This window comes from Xylanibacter rarus (assembly GCF_001275135.1).
GTDB classification, from domain to species: Bacteria; Bacteroidota; Bacteroidia; order Bacteroidales; family Bacteroidaceae; genus Prevotella; species Prevotella rara.
Window position 1 is genome coordinate 142,898 of sequence record NZ_LFQU01000004.1, and the last position, 18,201, is coordinate 161,098.

At 49.2% G+C, this 18,201-nt stretch carries 13 protein-coding genes and 1 pseudogene; 10 read left to right on the forward strand and 4 right to left on the reverse strand.

Features of this window, described 5'->3' with window-relative positions:
* Nucleotides 1–38: 38 nt before the first annotated feature.
* Complete coding sequence (locus ACU52_RS03955) at nt 39–716, reverse strand: fumarate reductase (protein WP_053397838.1); 678 nt, start codon at nt 714–716, stop codon at nt 39–41.
* A 239-nt stretch (nt 717–955) separates the two neighbouring features.
* Here ACU52_RS03955 and mnmG point away from each other — a divergent pair, with 239 nt between their 5' ends.
* The 7 genes from mnmG to ACU52_RS15795 all read left to right on the forward strand — a co-directional run bounded on the left by mnmG (nt 956) and on the right by ACU52_RS15795 (nt 9,219).
* Entirely contained in the window at nt 956–2,827 is a 1,872-nt protein-coding gene (gene mnmG / locus ACU52_RS03960) for a tRNA uridine-5-carboxymethylaminomethyl(34) synthesis enzyme MnmG (protein ID WP_053397839.1), read from the forward strand.
* A 719-nt stretch (nt 2,828–3,546) separates the two neighbouring features.
* Nucleotides 3,547–4,077 carry an adenine phosphoribosyltransferase gene (locus tag ACU52_RS03965; RefSeq protein ID WP_021855787.1) on the forward strand — a complete coding sequence of 177 codons (531 nt, stop codon included), beginning with the start codon at nt 3,547–3,549 and terminating at the stop codon, nt 4,075–4,077.
* Between the two features lie 415 nt (nt 4,078–4,492).
* Entirely contained in the window at nt 4,493–6,367 is a 1,875-nt protein-coding gene (uvrC, locus tag ACU52_RS03970; RefSeq protein WP_053397840.1) for an excinuclease ABC subunit UvrC, read from the forward strand.
* 203 nt (nt 6,368–6,570) lie between these two features.
* Nucleotides 6,571–7,023, forward strand: coding sequence for a D-aminoacyl-tRNA deacylase (dtd, locus tag ACU52_RS03975; RefSeq protein ID WP_053397841.1), 453 nt, complete (start codon nt 6,571–6,573; stop codon nt 7,021–7,023).
* A gap of 166 nt (nt 7,024–7,189) precedes the next feature.
* On the forward strand, nt 7,190–7,522 hold the full coding sequence (locus tag ACU52_RS03980) for a nucleotide pyrophosphohydrolase (RefSeq protein WP_053397858.1): 333 nt from the start codon (nt 7,190–7,192) through the stop codon (nt 7,520–7,522).
* 13 nt (nt 7,523–7,535) lie between these two features.
* Nucleotides 7,536–8,489, forward strand: coding sequence for a deoxyribose-phosphate aldolase (deoC, locus tag ACU52_RS03985; RefSeq protein ID WP_053397842.1), 954 nt, complete (start codon nt 7,536–7,538; stop codon nt 8,487–8,489).
* A 499-nt stretch (nt 8,490–8,988) separates the two neighbouring features.
* Complete coding sequence (locus ACU52_RS15795) at nt 8,989–9,219, forward strand: four helix bundle suffix domain-containing protein (protein WP_316936641.1); 231 nt, start codon at nt 8,989–8,991, stop codon at nt 9,217–9,219.
* A gap of 171 nt (nt 9,220–9,390) precedes the next feature.
* On the opposite strand, the gene ACU52_RS03995 is transcribed toward ACU52_RS15795, so the two are convergent.
* A complete protein-coding gene (locus ACU52_RS03995; RefSeq protein WP_021855794.1) occupies nt 9,391–10,368 on the reverse strand; it encodes a polyprenyl synthetase family protein in 978 nt (325 codons plus the stop codon).
* 87 nt (nt 10,369–10,455) lie between these two features.
* On the opposite strand from ACU52_RS03995, the gene polA reads away from it, so the two are divergent.
* Entirely contained in the window at nt 10,456–13,221 is a 2,766-nt protein-coding gene (gene polA / locus ACU52_RS04000) for a DNA polymerase I (protein ID WP_053397843.1), read from the forward strand.
* A 167-nt stretch (nt 13,222–13,388) separates the two neighbouring features.
* Here the strand turns inward: polA and ACU52_RS04005 are convergent, their stop codons facing one another.
* Nucleotides 13,389–13,958: a hypothetical protein gene (locus tag ACU52_RS04005; protein WP_053397844.1), complete on the reverse strand. Its 570-nt coding sequence runs from the start codon at nt 13,956–13,958 to the stop codon at nt 13,389–13,391.
* A gap of 643 nt (nt 13,959–14,601) precedes the next feature.
* Between ACU52_RS04005 and ACU52_RS14970 the strand changes: the two are divergent.
* Nucleotides 14,602–15,105, forward strand: a pseudogene (locus tag ACU52_RS14970) (plasmid pRiA4b ORF-3 family protein); the annotation flags it as partial.
* A gap of 93 nt (nt 15,106–15,198) precedes the next feature.
* Nucleotides 15,199–15,579: a PAS domain-containing protein gene (locus ACU52_RS14975; protein WP_053397859.1), complete on the forward strand. Its 381-nt coding sequence runs from the start codon at nt 15,199–15,201 to the stop codon at nt 15,577–15,579.
* A 291-nt stretch (nt 15,580–15,870) separates the two neighbouring features.
* On the opposite strand, the gene ACU52_RS04015 is transcribed toward ACU52_RS14975, so the two are convergent.
* Nucleotides 15,871–17,619 (reverse strand): polysaccharide lyase, encoded by a 1,749-nt coding sequence (locus ACU52_RS04015; protein WP_053397845.1) that lies wholly within the window; start codon nt 17,617–17,619, stop codon nt 15,871–15,873.
* Nucleotides 17,620–18,201: the final 582 nt, after the last annotated feature.

Sequence of the window (18,201 nt, forward strand, 5' to 3'; positions counted from 1 at the left end):
ATAATTATGAATTTTGAGTTACGCATTTTGAACTACAATTACAACAGGCTCGGTGCGCATCCGAAAGCGAAAGCAAGCACTACAACGAGGAAGCCCAGCATGAGGAGAGTTGTGTAAACCAGGCCGATGACCTTCCAGCGCTGGAACCAGACCTTGCCGCTCCATCCGAAAGTCTGCATTGCGCTCCAGAATCCGTGTGAGAGGTGGAACCAGATAGCAGCAAGCCAGATGATGTAAAGCACAACGTAAACCGGGCAAGAGAATGTGTCTACGATGTAGGCAAATCCGTCAGCCGGATGATGAGGAACGCTGATGCCTGTCAGTTCGGCAAACATCATGTTGTACCAGAAGTTGAACAAGTGAAGCAGAAGACCGAGCAGAACGATGATGCCGAGCACCAGCATGTTCTGAGAAGCCCACTCCACCTTAGAGGGACGTGTTGTCACAGCGTAGCGCTCGTTTCCGCGTGCACGGCGGTTCTGCATTGTCAGCAGGAACGCATATACGATGTGAATCACCGCAAGAGCCGCAAGAGCCAGAGTTGCAACAAGTGCATACCAGTTGGCTCCGAGGAACTCACAAACCATGTTGTAAGCATCTCCTGAGAAAAGAGCTACTACGTTCATTGACATGTGGAACGTCAAGAACAGGATAAGCGCAATACCTGTTACGGACATCACGACTTTCCTTCCAATAGATGAATTACATAACCACATAAATGATTGAAATTTAAGTATTTAACTGTATTAATTAATAATGTTTCTCTACATTTAAGTGTACTGCATAACCCAAGGTCAGCCCCGCCGCAATACCTTCTTTTAGGTATTTTAGCGTTTATTATGAGGATGCAAATATACTCTATTTTAGCGATAAATCAAACTATTTCATCAAAAATTCAATTTAATTTCTTACTTTTGCGCCAAATTGATATTGCTCTAAAAATTATAAGGATAATATGCTTCTTAAATATGACGTCATCGTGATAGGCGGCGGACACGCCGGCTGCGAGGCTGCCACGGCCTCGGCCAACATGGGCGCAAGCACCTGCCTTGTGACGATGGACATGAACAAAATTGCGCAGATGAGCTGCAACCCGGCCATCGGCGGAATAGCAAAGGGACAGATTGTCAGGGAAATCGACGCGCTGGGCGGACAGACGGCAATAGTGACCGACGCCACAGCCATACAGTTCAGGATGCTCAACCGCTCAAAAGGCCCGGCCGTGTGGAGCCCGAGGGCACAATGCGACAGAGGCAAGTTTATATGGAAATGGCGCGAGGTGCTCGACACGACGCCCAACCTCGACATCTGGCAGGACGAGGCCTGCGAGCTCATAGTAGAGAACGGCGAGGCCGCGGGAGTGAAGACCGTGTGGGGCGTTGAGCTGAGAGCCAAGAGCGTGGTGATAACGGCGGGAACCTTCCTGAACGGACTGCTGCACATTGGACGCAAGCAGCTGCCAGGCGGACGCATAGCCGAGCCGGCCGTGAAAGACCTGACCGAAAGCATAACACGCCACGGAATAAGAAGCGCAAGGATGAAGACCGGCACGCCGGTGCGCATAGACATGAGGTCGGTGCACTTTGAGGACATGGAGATACAGGAGGGCGAAAACGACTTCCACCAGTTCAGCTTCATGGCTCCCCACCGACAGCTCAGGCAGCTGCCGTGCTGGACATGCTATACAAACAAGGAGGTGCACGACACGCTGAGAAGCGGACTGGCCGACTCGCCGCTCTACAACGGACAGATACAGAGCATAGGGCCGCGCTACTGCCCCTCGATAGAAACAAAGCTGGTAACCTTCCCCGACAAGGAGCAGCACCCGCTCTTCCTCGAGCCTGAAGGCGAAACCACCAACGAGATGTATCTCAACGGATTCTCGTCGAGCATGCCGATGGAGGTGCAGATTGCAGCACTGAGAAAAATTCCGGCGCTGCGCGACGCCAAGGTCTACCGTCCGGGCTACGCCATCGAGTACGACTTCTTCGACCCTACCCAGCTCGACCACTCGCTCGAGTCCAAGATAATAAAAGGTCTGTTCCTTGCCGGACAGGTGAACGGAACCACAGGATATGAGGAGGCAGGCGGCCAGGGAACCATTGCCGGAATAAACGCGGCAATAAGATGCGGCGGCGGCGAGCCGTTCATCCTTCACCGCGACGAGGCTTACATCGGCGTGCTCATTGACGACCTCGTGACGAAAGGCGTCGACGAACCTTACCGGATGTTCACAAGCCGCGCCGAATACAGAATACTGCTCCGACAGGACGACGCCGACGCCCGACTGACCGAGAAGGCCTACAACCTCGGTCTGGCAAAGCGCGACAGATACGACTGGTGGATGCAGAAGAAGGAAGCGACGGAAAGCATCATAAACTTCTGCGCCACTACTCACGTCAAGCCGAAGGACATCAACGCGGCGCTCGAGTCGCTCGGCACCACCCCGCTGCGCGAAGGATGCAAGCTGATCGACCTCGTGGCCCGTCCGCAGATCAACCTGCAGAATCTTTCCGAACTTGTGCCCGAACTGAAGCAGCTCATCGCCTCGCTGCCCAACCGCAACGATGAAACGGCAGAGGCTGCAGAGATAAAAATGAAATACAAGGGTTACATCGAACGCGAGCGGATTGTGGCCGACAAAATGCACCGCCTGGAGAACATCAAAATAAAGGGCCATTTCAACTATCTCGAGATGGAACAGCTGTCGACCGAGGCCCGTCAAAAGCTTGCAAAAATCAACCCCGACACACTGGCTCAGGCAAGCCGAATTCCGGGTGTCTCGCCGAGCGACATCAACATCATGCTGGTGCTGATGAAAAGGTAAAACAGCCATATGTTTCACGTGAAACAAAATGAGCATTTTTTGTTAAGCGAAAACGTTGGAACCGACTGAAAGATAGTAAGATACAAAATCGGGACACAAATTTACTTTAAGGCAAAATTTGATGTTCCTCACGATAAAAAGGAGCAATATTTCAGAACGTCTGACTCCTCTTATTATGCCCTCCGGGTGCCCCTGCCGAGGCACGGCTCTGCCCTGCCCCGACGGCTGCCGTGAGGCGATGCCCGAGGCGCCGAAAAGCCACTTTCTAAAAGGTGGCCTTTCAGCGTGCAAAAGGTATCCTTTCGGGCTGCAAAAGACCACCTTTTGCGAGCCAAAAGACGGCCTTTTGGAAAGCCCCGAAAACAGTCCTTTGCAACGGCAGCAGTCTGCCGTCGAAGAATGCGGCCACGATTCCGGCAGAAATATCTGACGGCAAAAAAAGCCAAAACGGCATAAGCCGCGGCAGTATCTGTCCGCAGCAGCAAAATGCAACACAACGGGCGAAAAAGACGGAAGTACGGACGAAAAAAACCACGGCGAGAACATGCGCCGGAAAGGCCGCAAAACGCCGCAGGCGGAAAAATCATGCGGCAGCGCAGCCGGAAAACAAGGCCGCCGCAACGCCATGCCGCACACATATAATATATATAGCGCACAACGCGCCGAAAACAGCGAACAAGAGATAATATTAGTATAAAGTACGTAACTAAAAAGAAAAGATGAACAACAAAACGCTATTGGAGAATCTGAGATGTATTCCTGATTTTCCGCAGAAAGGAGTAAATTTCAGAGACGTAACAACACTGTTTAAGAATCCGAAATGTCTCCAGATAATGGAAGACGAGCTTTACGAGATGTACAAAGACAAGGGCGTAACCAAGATTGTGGGCATAGAGAGCCGCGGCTTCGTCATGGCCTCTGCACTGGCCATAAAGCTCAACGCCGGCGTTGTTTTGTGCCGTAAGCCCGGCAAGCTGCCCGGCGAAACCGTACAGGAGAGCTACTCGAAGGAGTACGGCACCGACACTATCGAGATTCATAAGGACGCCATCACCGAGGACGACATCGTGCTGCTGCACGACGACCTGCTGGCTACAGGCGGCACCATGAAGGCTGCGTACGACCTTGTGAAGAAGTTTAACCCGAAGAAAGTATACGTAAACTTCCTCATCGAACTTATACACGAAGACCTCAACGGCCGCAGCAACTTCGAAGAAGGCACAGACATAACAAGCCTGCTGCAGGTATAAATTTTTAGGAGTTAAAGAAGTTAGAGTAGTTATCGCCCACTGCGCGGGCTAAGGAGTTAAAGCCATTAGCCCGCGCTTTATTACAAAACTTCTTATGTTGCAAGAGCAAAATAACGGGCATTATTTATATCTTTAAAAGAGTATTCAGAGATATAAGACTGATACCTTATAGAAGCTACCATTACGTATGCCGACACATTATAGCATTCCGAAACGCTACAGACATAATGCTATAATATTCATCAAGCCAAAGCTCACTACATACAGAATAAGGACACATAGGCAAGGCGTATTCAACCGGCAAGGCAAATGGCTTTAACTACTCTAACTACCATAACTCCTTTAACTCCTCTATTTAAAGTTTCACGTGAAACAAATTTTTTCAAAACCATTTTAAATAAGGCACTTACGCGGCATGACTAAAGAAGAAAACGAGAAGAGGCTGGCACGGCTGAAGGCCATTGTGAGCAACCTGCCCGACAAGCCGGGCAGCTATCAATACTATGACGAGAGCGGCACCATAATATATGTTGGCAAGGCCAAGAACCTGAAGAACCGCGTGTCGTCCTACTTTCATAAGGAAGTGGACAGATACAAGACCAAGGTGCTTGTAAGCAAGATTCACGACATAACATATACCGTGGTGAACAGCGAAGAAGACGCGCTGCTGCTCGAGAACAGTCTGATAAAGAAATATCAGCCCAAATACAACATTCTGCTCAAAGACGGCAAGACTTACCCCTCTATCTGCGTAACTAAAGAATATCTGCCGCGCATATTCAAGACGCGCACAATAAACAAGAAATGGGGCTCTTATTACGGCCCTTACAGCCATCTGCCTTCGATGTATGCCGTGCTCGACCTGATAAAAAAGCTGTATAAGCCGCGCACCTGCCGCTTTCCGATAACGCGCGAAGGCATCGAACAGGGCAAATATAAGCCCTGCCTGGAGTATCACATCAAGAACTGCGGCGCGCCGTGCATAGGCAAGCAGAGCTACGAGGAGTATCAGGAGAGCATCGCCCAGGCGCGCGAAATACTGAAAGGAAACACGCGCGAGCTGTCGAAAATGCTCTTCGCGCAGATGCAGAAACTGGCCGAAGAACTGCGTTTTGAGGAGGCAGAAGCCATAAAACAGAAGTATCTGCTGCTCGAAAACTTCTGTTCAAAGAGCGAAGTGGTGAGCCACACGATCAATAATGTAGACGTTTTCTCGGTAACAGACGACGAAAAAACGGCCTATGTGAACTATATCCACGTGATGAACGGCAGCATAAACCAGGCCTTTACGTTCGAGATGAAGAAGAAGCTGAACGAGAGCGAAGACGAGATTCTGCAGCTCGGAATACTGCAAATACGCGAGAAAGTGGGCAGTACGTCGCGCGAAATAATAGTGCCTTTTATCCCCGACATGACGCTCGAAGGCGTTACGTTCACCGTGCCGCAGCGAGGCGATAAGAAGACGCTGCTCGACCTGTCGGTGATGAACGGCAAACAGTATCGTTTCGACCGCCTGAAACAGGCCGAAAAGCTCAATCCGGAGCAGAAATCAGTGCGCCTGATGAAGGAAATTCAGAACGCCCTGAAGCTGCCCAAGATGCCTTATCAGATAGAGATGTTCGACAACTCTAACATCAGCGGAACCGACGCCGTGGCGGCCTGCGTGGTGTTCAAGAAGATGAAACCGAGCAAGAAAGACTACCGGAAATACATAATAAAGACGGTTACAGGCCCCGACGACTATGCCTCGATGCAGGAGGTTGTAAGGCGCCGCTACACCCGTCTGCGCGACGAAGGACAGCCCCTGCCCGACCTCATAATAACCGACGGCGGACAGGGACAGATGAGCGTGGTCAGAGAGATTGTAGAGGGCGAACTTCACCTCGACATTCCTATAGCCGGACTGGCCAAAGACGACCGCCACCGCACCAACGAACTGCTCTACGGATGGCCGCCCGTAGTGGTCGGAATGAAGACCGACAGCGAGCTTTTCCACCTGCTAACGCACATGCAGGACGAGGTGCACCGCTTTGCCATAACCTTCCACCGCGACAAGCGCAGCAAGCATGCGCTGCACTCGGAACTGGACGACATTAAGGGCATCGGACCCAAGACAAAAGACCTGCTGCTGAAGGAACTGAAGACCGTGAAGCGCATAAAGGAGACCGACCTTGACAAGCTGACATCGCTGCTCGGAAAAGCCAAGGCATCCATGGTATACAACCACTTCAACGGCGGGCAACAGACCGCAGCAGAAGACTGCCCGGAAGAGCAGCAAGACGAGGCGTAAAGAGGCGCCGAAACGTGCCTGACAAGGCTGCAAAAGACATGCCCTGAGGGCCTCACAGGCGCATTCTGACGGCCACGAAACATGGTAGGCAGCACTGCAAAAAGACACGGAAAAAAGCGGCAGAGACAGGCAAAAATAACCTTTTTTCATATAAAACATTTGGCAATAAGAAGCAGAAACGCTAACTTTACAACTAAAAACAAATGAAGATAGTAATACAGCGCGTAAGCCGCGCGTCGGTAACGATTGACGGACAGGTAAAGTCGGCCATCGGCAAGGGCTACATGATACTGCTCGGAGTGGCAGAAGGCGACACGTCGGAAGATGTCGACTGGCTGGTAAAGAAGGTGGCATCGCTGCGCGTCTTCGACGACGAACAGGGCGTGATGAACATACCTATAACAGCCATCAACGGCGAGATACTCGTCATCAGCCAATTCACCCTGCTGGCATCCTACAAGAAAGGCAACCGCCCCTCATGGATTCATGCCGCCAAGCATGAAGTTTCTATTCCGCTATACAACGAGTTCTGCGACAAGCTGAGCCGCGAAATAGGCCGCCAGGTAGGCACGGGCGAGTTTGGAGCCGACATGAAGGTTGAGCTGATGAACGATGGTCCCGTAACCATCTGCATGGACACCAGACACAAGGAATAGCCGCCACGCCCGGTGCATCAGGCAGGCCAAGACGGCAGCTGAAAGCACAACAAACCGCATTTAAGCCCCTCTGAGGCCACAAAACAGCACCGGCGGCATAGTTATAAGCAAAAGGAGAGAAAACGCCTTACAAGCAAAATAAACGCATAAATATATGGACAACGACATAACAATACGCGAGGCACAGCAGCTCGTAGACCAATGGATAAAGCAGTATGGTGTGCGCTACTTCAGCGAACTGACCAACATGGCATGCCTCACCGAGGAGGTGGGCGAGCTGGCGCGCATCATGGCACGCAAGTATGGCGACCAGAGCTTCAAGCAGGGCGAAGAACAAGACCCGGCAGACGAGATGGCCGACGTGCTGTGGGTGCTGATGTGCCTGGCAAACCAGACGGGAGTTGACCTCACGGAGGCACTAAGAAAGAACCTCGAAAAGAAGACCAGCCGCGACAAGACGAGGCATATAAACAATGAAAAATTAAAAAGCAAAAATTAAAAATTATATCATTATGGCAACAGAAAACGACAACAAGAAGCACGAATGCTCACACGAGCACAAGCACGAGACAGAGTTTCCGAAAATGAGCAAATACGACGAGGCTCTGAGCAAATATAACACCGAGATTGACGACGCTGAAGTGCGCGAGGCAGTAAAGAAGATTATAGCCGAGAAGGTGCACGAGAACGACACGCCGGAGATAAAGAAATTCCTCTTCGGAAGCATCGAACTGACATCGCTCAAGACCACCGACTCGGAGGAAAGCATACTGGCCTTCACGGAGAAGGTGAACGAGTTTGACGCCACCTACCCCGACCTGCCCCACGTGGCAACAATCTGCGTATATCCATGCTTTGCCAAGACCGTGAGCGAGTCGCTCGAAATCGACGGCGTAGAGATAGCCTGTGTTTCAGGCAGTTTCCCGTCTTCACAGGCCGTTATCGAGGTCAAGGTGGCCGAGACAGCGCTTGCCGTTAAGGACGGTGCAACGGAGATTGACATCGTTATGCCCGTGGGCAAGTTCCTCAGCGGCGACTATGAAGGCGTGGCCGACGACATCAACGAGCTGAAACAGGCATGCGGCGAAGCTCCTATGAAGGTTATCCTCGAGACAGGATGCCTCAAGACAGCCTCTAACATAAAGAAGGCTTCAATAATAGCGATGTATGCCGGCGCCGACTATATCAAGACGTCTACGGGCAAGCTTGAGCCTGCCGCTACGCCGGAGGCTGCTTACGTGATGTGCCAGGCCATCAAGGAATACTACGACGAGACAGGCATACAGATTGGTTTTAAGCCCGCAGGAGGCATCAATTCGGTGATGGACGCACTTATCTACTACACCATCGTTAAAGAGGTTCTGGGCGAAAAATGGCTCACCAACAAGTGGTTCCGCCTCGGCACAAGCCGTCTGGCCAACATGCTGCTAAGCGAACTGCTCGGCGAAGAGACAAAATTCTTCTAAAAGAGGGATTGTGAGGGCCCGGAGATGATGGGACCTATAAGACTTATGGGGCTGATAAAACATGAGCATAATAGGCTAACTGACAGCTGATTAGCCATGTTTTACAGCCTCATAAGTCATTTTTAACCTTAACAACAAGCCGCAAAACGCGGCATTTAACCTGCAACAAAAACACATGGAAAACAACTTTATTCAGCAGCGCGGACACTACAGATAACTTATTGTTCGTCAGAAGGCTGAATGTATTTATGACATCACTTTTTATTTTGCGCATAAATATCCCGACAAGGCCGACAGAACCATCGACCAAATGATTCAGGCTGCACGCTCAGGCAAGCAGAATATTGCCTAGGGAAGCGCAGCAAGCAGCACCTGGAGAGAGGCCGAACTGAAGCTTACAAACGTTGCAAAAGCCAGTCTGCAGGAGCTTTTAATTGATTATGAAGACTATCAGAGAGTAAGAAATCTTGAACAATGGAGCGTCAACAGCACTAAGGCAATGCAGACAAGAAAAGCATGCAAGAAGCATACAGACAGCGCCTATTTCTGCAAGACCATAACGGTAAGGCCGGACGAGACAATAGCCAACATAGCGATAACTCTTATTCATCAGACTGACTCGCTGCTGAGAAAGCTCATAGATCATCTGAAAACCGAGTTCTTGACACACGGAGGAATAAAAGGAGAGATGTATGCGGCACGCAAAGAATGGCGCAGACAGAACCAATAATAAGCCAACAAAAAACGCAGAACCTGCCTTTTCAGCAAGCCCTGCGCAATATCTAAAATCTCTGATTTTCAACAAATTACAGGTCACATAAGTCCCATTACTCCCATAACAGTTCTCATCGCTCCCATCAGAAGACATAATCCCCCAAGAATCTCTCTATCGCTCTCTACTTTACTTTGTCCTCTCAATGACAAAGCTCAGATAGGCCTCGAGACTGCGGCGAAGCGCGTCGTCAGTAACCTCAGTTTCGATAAACTCCATTGCCTCGCGGCGCATTTCCTCCATGCGTTTCTCGGCATATTCAATGCCCCCGTGCTCCTTGGTATAGTCCACCAGGATGGCTATTTCGTCCTGAGTTATCGTGCGCTCCTTCACCTTATAGGCCAGCTTGCGTATGCTGTCGGGCGCCGAGTTGTTCACGGCATAAATGGCAGGCAGCGTCAGCTTGCCCTCAGCCATGTCGTTGCCAGTAGGCTTGCCTATTTCCGACGAGTCGTAATAGTCGAAGATGTCGTCTCTTATCTGGAAGATTATGCCCAGCGTCTGACCGAATTTCATGGCCTTGCCTATCTCGCTTTCAGGCATTCCGGCAGATATCGCACCCATTGCGCAGCATGCCTCAAAGAGCGCGGCTGTCTTCTGACGTATCACATTATAGTAGATTTCTTCTGAAATCTGCTCGTTGGATATGCTCGTAAGCTGCAGTATCTCGCCGTTAGACAGCGTCCTTCCCAGTTCAGCCAAATATTTGATTATCAGTTCGTTGTGCGTCTCAGCCACATGCAGCAGCGCCGTAGAAAGGATATAGTCGCCAATGAGCACTGCCACTTTGTTGTCATACAGGGCATTGACCGATGCCTGGCCGCGCCTCTCGGTGCTCTCGTCAACCACGTCGTCGTGCACCAAGCTGGCCGTATGCAGCAGCTCCAGGCCCACTGCGGCGTGCAGTGTGGCGCTGCTCACCGAGCCATAGTTCTTGGCCATGAGCAGTATTAGCATGGGGCGCATGCGCTTTCCGGCGCGCTGGCGTATACGCCTGAAGATTTCTTCCTGCAGGTTGTCCGTATGTGTGAGCGACTTGTTGAACAGACTGATGAAGTCATCGAGTTCTGCTTTTATGGGCTCCTTAATAAGAGATAAATAATCCATCATGCTGCAATTTTAATACAAAAGTAATTATTTTATCGGATTAATGCTAAAAAATTAGTAATTTTACACGTAAAAAACTCATATTACATGGATAAGCTGTTCCTTTTTGACGCCTACGCGCTGATATACCGCTCGTATTACGCATTTATAAAGAACCCCCGTATCAACTCTAAAGGGCTCAACACGTCGGCCGTGATGGGCTTCTGCAACACGCTGCACGAAGTGCTCACGAAAGAAAAACCCACATATCTGGGAGTGGCCTTCGACCCCCACGGCCCTACCTTCCGCACCGAGGCCTACGCCGAATATAAGGCACAGAGAGAGGAGACGCCCGAGGACATACGTCGCGCTGTGCCCATCATTAAGAGCCTGCTCAAGGCCATGCGCATACCGGTGCTCGAAGCCGATGGATACGAGGCCGACGACGTGATAGGCACACTGGCGCTCAAGGCCGGGGCTGAAGGCGTGATGACATATATGCTTACGCCCGACAAGGACTACGGACAGCTGGTAAGAGAGAACGTCATGATGTACCGCCCGCGCCACGGCGGAGGATACGAAACGCTCGATGCCGAGAAGGTGTGCGCCAAGTATGGCATTGCAAACACAAGTCAGGTGATCGACCTCCTTGGACTGATGGGCGACTCGGCCGACAACATTCCGGGATGTCCGGGCGTCGGCGAGAAGACTGCCGTGAAACTTATCAACGAGTTTGGCAGCGTGGAGCAGCTGCTCGAGCAGACCGACAAGCTGAAGGGTGCACTGAAGAAAAAAGTTGAAGAGAATGCCGAGCAGATAAAATTCTCGAAATTCCTCGCGACGATAAAAACCGACGTGCCGGTTGAGCTCAACCTCGACGAACTGAAGGTGAGCGAGCCCGACGCCGACGAACTTCGCAAAATCTTCACCGAACTGGAGTTTAAGACGCTCGCAGACAAGTTTCTTAACAAAGCTGAAAATAATAAAAAAAGCGTTCAAATTCAACTCGATTTATTCGCAGAAAATCCGACCGACGGCCAAGTTTTTTCAAAAAACGCTAGTCTGAGAGCGTTAAACGAACTGCCTCACACATACAAACTCATTGATAATGAGGAAGAAATGAAGAAAATCTGTGATTTTTTCATGACAAAAAAAATTCTCAGTCTAGACACAGAAACCACTTCAACGAGCGCAATCGATGCCGAACTGGTCGGTTTGAGCTTCTCTGTGAAGGAATTTGAGGCGTTCTACGTGCCTGTTCCTGCCAATCGTGAAGAAGCGCAAAAGATAGTTAACATATTCAAACCGCTATACGAAAACCCCGAAATTCTTAAAGTCGGACAAAACATCAAGTACGACATGGAGGTGCTGGCAAGCTACGGTGTGTGCGTGACAGGTCAGCTGTTCGACACGATGATAGCCCACTACCTCATCCAGCCGGAGCTTCGCCACAACATGGACTACATGGCTGAGACATGTCTCGGATATCAGACCATACACATAGAGGAGCTTATCGGACCGAAAGGAAAGAAGCAGAAGTCGATGAGAGACCTGCCGCCCGAGCAGATCGTCGACTATGCTGCCGAGGACGCCGACGTAACGCTGCGACTGAAAAACTATCTTGAACCGAAACTCGAAGAGGTAGGCGTAACCCAACTCTTCTACGAAATAGAGATGCCGCTGGTACGAGTGCTCGCCGAGATGGAGTTAAACGGAGTGAGGATAGACACGGCGGCGCTGGCCGAAACGTCGGAGATTCTGACAAAGAGGCTCAGCGACATAGAGAAGCGCATATACGAGCTGGCGGGCGAAGAGTTTAACATAGCGTCGCCCAAGCAGGTTGGCGAAATTTTGTTCGGCAAGCTGAAGATTGTGGAGAAGCCCAAGAAGACAAAGACGGGACAATATGTAACGTCGGAAGAGGTGCTGCAACAGCTCAGCGGAAAGCACGAGATTGTGGGTAAGATACTGGAACACAGAGGATTAAAGAAGCTGTTAGGCACATACGTCGACGCGCTGCCGAAGCTGATAAACCCGCGGACCGGACACATACACACATCGTTCAACCAGACCGCCACTGCCACCGGCCGACTCTCTTCGTCTGACCCTAACCTGCAGAACATACCCGTGCGCGGCGAGGACGGCAAGGAGATACGCAAGGCGTTCATACCCGAGGAAGGCAGCCTGTTCTTCTCGGCCGACTACAGTCAGATTGAGCTGCGCGTGATGGCTCATCTGAGCGGCGACGAAAACATGATAGAGGCCTTCCGTTCTGGCCACGACATACATGCCGCAACGGCAGCAAAGATATACAAAGAGGACATTGCCGACGTGACGCGCGACCAGCGCACCAAGGCCAAGCGCGCCAACTTCGGCATAATATACGGCATCACGGTGTTCGGTTTGGCAGAGCGTCTGGACATCAGCCGGCAGGAGGCGTCGCAGCTGATAGACGGCTACTTCATCACCTTCCCGAAGGTGCACGAATATATGGAGAAGGCCAAGCAGACGGCGCGCGAACAGGGCTACGTAGAGACATTCTTCCGTCGCCGCCGCTATCTGCCCGACATCAATTCGCACAACGGCACGGTGCGCGGCTTTGCCGAGCGCAACGCCATCAACGCCCCTATACAAGGCTCTGCCGCCGACATAATAAAGGTGGCCATGGTGCGCATCTACAAGCGCTTCAAGGACGAAAATCTGCGCTCCAAGATGATTCTGCAGGTGCACGACGAACTAAACTTCAGCGTTGTGCCTGAGGAGAAAGAGACCGTTGAGCGCATAGTGCTCGAAGAAATGCAGGGCGCATACAAGCTCAACGTACCATTAGTTGCCGACTGCGGCTGGGGCTCCAACTGGCTTGAAGCACACTAAATTTAAGTGAAAAGTGAAGAGTGAAAAGTAATTTAAACCATGCTTCATACTCCATGATGAACTACATGTCATATAATAAAGGGCAGTCTTCCGTATTGCGTAAGACTGCCCTTTACAAGTTATTGAAAATCTGCTAATTACATAATTATTACCATAAATGACAATAATTACAAATCTTCACCATTAGCCATATTATAACGATTTTCATAAAAAAGAGAAATGCAATACTCTCCATATGTTCTATTTATAGTAAACCAAACTAAACGATTTAACATACTACTCGGCGTATCACCTTCTACATTCAGTTTTTGACAATACGAAGCTTGATATTGTTTGTTATTAACCGTCATCTCATAACTTATATCTTCGCTCTCTGGTATCATCTGATCAGCCATACCAAGATACTTCGAATTATTCTCAAATTGATAGCAAAGATTATTGAAGTTAATTTTTATTTGCGCCTCATCACATTTATTTTTATCCATAACAGCTATACGCCAAACCTTCCTGTTATTTGTCTGAACAATAACATAAACATCCTTTCCATTAAATTCACCTTCAAGCATTCCGTCAGTCTCAGGTACGCTGGTAAACCCTTTGTCTTTGAGTTTACTTATCATCTCTGCTTTTGTGCCATCAATAGGTATTCCAAGAAAACGTGTCACACTAGAGACTTCCTGCCCATATGACACAACGCATGTTAACAATACAAGAAACAATAAAAACAACTTTTTCATAGTAAAAAATCTCCTGTCCTGCCAGTCCCAACAAGGCACTTTAATATACGTTGAAGCGTGAGACTGCTACGCCAACATCTTCAATGTAAATCATGAAAAAATTCTTAAATACAGATGCTATGACAATAGCTCACACCATAAATGCGAGTCATCATCCCGCCATTATATCCAATTAGAAATTTCTCAAGTTGCATCAATAAGACAAGCATAACGCTTCTTTATTCCAAAATGTCGTAATGCATTAGATTCAGATCACATACACAATGCAAATGTAAATATTTTTCTGCAAAAACACAGTATTTCATAGATAAAAACATTGAAAATGACGGGATATAATATAATTTCAGACCTACAACACTACAACTGATGTAAAACAATGGATATGCAAAAATATTTTGACATAACTGAGAGCATGACAAACCCAATTACCAAAAATGAAATAATAAAGTAAAAGCCGATAAAAATGCCATCAAGAATGTCGCATTATGTAAGATTATAAAATAAAACCTAATTAGCGCAACACTAAAAAGCGGCATGAGAGGGCGAAAACAAAAAAGTATGGAAAACTAAACACCTCAACACTTAATTATTCGCCAAAAAACATTATATTTGCCATACAATAATACCTAATTTCATCTAACCTATGGCATACCAATTTAAGATTAAACTGCTGAACGTGAAGAAACCGCCTGTATGGCGAAGAGTCATCATACCAGAGAACTGCACTTTTGAAGAATTTCACCATACAATACAGATAAGCTTCGGATGGAACAACGAACACCTGCACAGATTTGGCGATAAGCCCTACGGAGGCAACTTTGAGATAAGCTCAAGATGCTACGATGACGACATGTTAAGCAACGTAGACAGCAATATGTACAGAAAAAGCCTTGATGAGCAGGAAACAAAGCTTTGCGACGTGTTCGGCACAGACCGCCAAAAACTGCTGTATGTCTACGACTTCGGCGACGACTGGGTGCATGAGATAGTGCTCGAGGACATTCTGACCGTGATTTATCCTCACCCTGTATGCACCGCCGGAAAGGGCTGCTGCCCGCCCGAAAACTGCGGCGGACCGATGGGCTACGAGATGCTGAAGGAAACGCTCGAGACGAAGCCTAACAGCGCGGAAGCGCGCCGCATAAGGGCTGAACTGGGGCTGAAAAAGGGTGAGCGCATTGAAGACTACAAACTTGATCTTGACGTAATTAACATAGAACTTAAAAATCTGAAATTTATAATGGAAGAAGAAATTGACGACGAGAGCCTCGACCTCTTTGAACCGTTCTACGACGACGAATGGGCCGAGCAGATGCACTGTGCCGTAACAGTGTGCGACACAGAGGGAAAAATACTGTATATGAACGAGAAATCGCGCGCCACGTTTGCCAGCCACGGCGACCTGATTGGGCACAACATGTTCGAATGTCACAGCCCGCAGTCGCAGGCCAAGATACGCGAACTGATGGCCACAGACGGCACTAACTCGTACACGATACAGAAGAACGGAGTGAAGAAAATGATATATCAGACAACGTGGAAACGCGACGGCAAAGTGGCCGGCCTGGTAGAGATTTCGATGGTGATACCGGAGGAGATGCCGCACTATGTAAGGAGTTAAAGGAGTTAAAGCCAAATGCCTTTCTTCGTAGGAGTTAAAGGAGTTAAAGCCAAATGCACTAAAAAGGAAAGTGCCGATTAAAAATATCAAATAAATTGAATAGAAAATAAGATATACAACAAAGATTTATCTTATTTCTTATGATTATGCAAGAAGCATTGTCATAAACAAAAATTAGAGGAGCTAACGTAGCTAAAAGTCTTTAAATAAAGCCTTGACGACATCGTAAACAGCCGCAAGACATTTGACTTTAACTACTTTAACTCCTCTAACTTCTTTAACTACTTTTTATTAGAACAGCTTTGTCTTTCCGGCCAGAGTGTCGTGGTTGTTCTTCAGGTCAGTCCAGTCAACCTTAACCTTGGTGCTGATGCCGTTGATATACTTCTCGATGTTGGTATATCCGTCGCCTGTGCAGTCGCCGTTGGCGTCGCTCGGGTCGTTGGGGTTAAGACCGTTGGCAATCTCCCACTCGTCGGGCATACCGTCGCCGTCGGTGTCAACGCGGGGCTCACCCTTATATTCGGGATATCCGCCCATCTGAGCCGGGTCTGTTATGATGCCGTACTTGTAAGAGTCTTTGTCCAGACGACGATACTTGAAGAAGCCGTCCTCGTTCTTCGACTTGTCGCTCAGTCCCCACATGTCGCCATAAGGATTCTCCTTCGGCAGCTTCTTCACATAGTAAGCCTTGCCTGTGCGAACCTCCTCGATGATGCGCTGGTCAACGATGTCGCGTATAGGCAGCGTTGCACCTACGTTCTCGAGCACGTAGTCGAATGTCTTTTCAGACGGAATGATGGTCATGTGAGCCATAGGGAACGGCTCGTTAGACTTCATCAGGGCCATAACGTCCTCAGGAATGCCGCCCTCGCCCTTCAGGTCCTTGTCGGCAATCTGTATACCGCCGTCCCAGTTGTCCTTTGTAACAGCCTCGTTGCCTTCCATGATGTTGCCGATGGCATAAACGCGGCCAAACTGCTGATACGGGAAGAGGTTCTTGCTGCGGCTCTCAGTCTTTACGATACGGTAGCCTATAGGCGAATCTTTCGGAGTGAGAGGTCCGGGCTTATAGTAGTTGTTGATGAAGTTGCTCATTGTAGAGAACTCGCCTCCGTCGGCAGTACGGTGAACCCAGTTGTATACGATGTTGTTCACGAAGTTGAACACACCGCCCCATCCTATTGACGGGTTACGGCCTGTGTTGTCGGCCCAGAGGTTACGCATGAATGTGGTGTTCTCGCCGCCGATGGTAGAGCCGAAGGCGTGGTTGTATGTGTCGAGCGCCTTAGCCGAGATAGTGTTCTGTATTGTAACGTTCACTGTAGGCTCCTTGCGCGAAGGCTTGCCGTCGCCCATGTCGAACATGTGGCGGTAGAAAGAGATGTTCTCGTCAAGTCCCCACTCGCAAGAGCAGTGGTCTATCATGATGTTTCCTACGGGGTTGCCGCCGAAAGAGTCTTCACGGTTCCACACGTGTGTGTTACCGCGGCGGAAGCGCATGTGGCGCACGATAACGTCGTGAGTGTTCACCTGGAACGACTCGCCTGCAATGCACACGCCGTCGCCGGGAGCTGTCTGTCCTGCTATGGTAACGTAAGGAGCGCGCAGAATGATAGGAGTCTTCAGGTTGATGATACCGCACACGTTGAACACGATGATGCGCGCACCGCCCTGCTCGCAAGCCCAGCGGAATGAGCCGGGACCGTCGTCGTTGAGGTTGGTTACGACGAGCACCTTGCCGCCGCGTCCGCCGGCAGTGTACATACCGCCGCCCTCAGCACCGGGGAATGCAGGTATCTTGGCCTGCTTCAGGTCGTAAGGACGCCATGCCCATGGCACATAGGGGCGACCTTCCATGGCCTCTTTCTTTACGATGGGGAACGCTACCTGCCAAGCAGAGTCTGAATGAGCCTCCCACTCGGCACGCTGTGCCTCAAACTTAGCCTTTGCTTCGGGCGTAATCTGAGGATACTGAGCCATAGCCTGCTGTGCGCACAGTCCTGTCACAGCGGCCATAATTGCCAATGATTTTTTCATATATAACGTGTTTAAACCTAATTAAATTTTCAAGTATTTCCGATATTAGACGGAGAATAAGTGTAAAAGTAACATACAATTAACATACTTTATTTTTAAAGTTAAATAATTTAAATCAAAAGGTAAAAACAAGATGACGTATATCGAGAAATTAAAGGAGTTAAAGCCAACAAATTGACCGGAAACAACAAAACTATTGTTCTGTCGGATATGCTATCCGACAGCATAGAATATAAGAACCGAAGGTCAGCGCAGCTAATTTGTGATCCGAAAAGCATTCCGATTTTTTCCATAATCAGCCTGCACCGAGATCCGAAAAACATTCAGATTTGTTTTCTACACATCAATCTGCATCATGCTATCGTTGAATAATAAAAAGGAAGACAGCGGATTGAAAATCCTGATACTTATTTCCGGCGGAGCGCAGATCCGCCGGCACATTTGCATTGTAGATTTATATCGTTGGCTGACAAAGGTGTAGAAATTGGATGGCTAAGTTAAAGCCAACAAGTTGACCGGAAACAACAAGACTATTGTACTGTCGGATATGCACGAGTTGTTGAGCAAAGCGAAAAATCCGAC

What these genes read in the sequence shown, in the direction of transcription:
- ACU52_RS04015 (WP_053397845.1), bottom strand. Translation starts at nt 17,619, where the DNA reads ATGAAAAAATCATTGGCAATTATGGCCGCTGTGACAGGACTGTGCGCA.
- ACU52_RS04005 (WP_053397844.1), bottom strand. Translation starts at nt 13,958, where the DNA reads ATGAAAAAGTTGTTTTTATTGTTTCTTGTATTGTTAACATGCGTTGTG.
- mnmG (WP_053397839.1), top strand. Translation starts at nt 956, where the DNA reads ATGCTTCTTAAATATGACGTCATCGTGATAGGCGGCGGACACGCCGGC.
- uvrC (WP_053397840.1), top strand. Translation starts at nt 4,493, where the DNA reads ATGACTAAAGAAGAAAACGAGAAGAGGCTGGCACGGCTGAAGGCCATT.
- ACU52_RS15795 (WP_316936641.1), top strand. Translation starts at nt 8,989, where the DNA reads ATGCAGACAAGAAAAGCATGCAAGAAGCATACAGACAGCGCCTATTTC.
- ACU52_RS03955 (WP_053397838.1), bottom strand. Translation starts at nt 716, where the DNA reads ATGTGGTTATGTAATTCATCTATTGGAAGGAAAGTCGTGATGTCCGTA.
- ACU52_RS03995 (WP_021855794.1), bottom strand. Translation starts at nt 10,368, where the DNA reads ATGGATTATTTATCTCTTATTAAGGAGCCCATAAAAGCAGAACTCGAT.
- dtd (WP_053397841.1), top strand. Translation starts at nt 6,571, where the DNA reads ATGAAGATAGTAATACAGCGCGTAAGCCGCGCGTCGGTAACGATTGAC.
- ACU52_RS03965 (WP_021855787.1), top strand. Translation starts at nt 3,547, where the DNA reads ATGAACAACAAAACGCTATTGGAGAATCTGAGATGTATTCCTGATTTT.
- deoC (WP_053397842.1), top strand. Translation starts at nt 7,536, where the DNA reads ATGGCAACAGAAAACGACAACAAGAAGCACGAATGCTCACACGAGCAC.
- ACU52_RS14975 (WP_053397859.1), top strand. Translation starts at nt 15,199, where the DNA reads ATGGAAGAAGAAATTGACGACGAGAGCCTCGACCTCTTTGAACCGTTC.
- polA (WP_053397843.1), top strand. Translation starts at nt 10,456, where the DNA reads ATGGATAAGCTGTTCCTTTTTGACGCCTACGCGCTGATATACCGCTCG.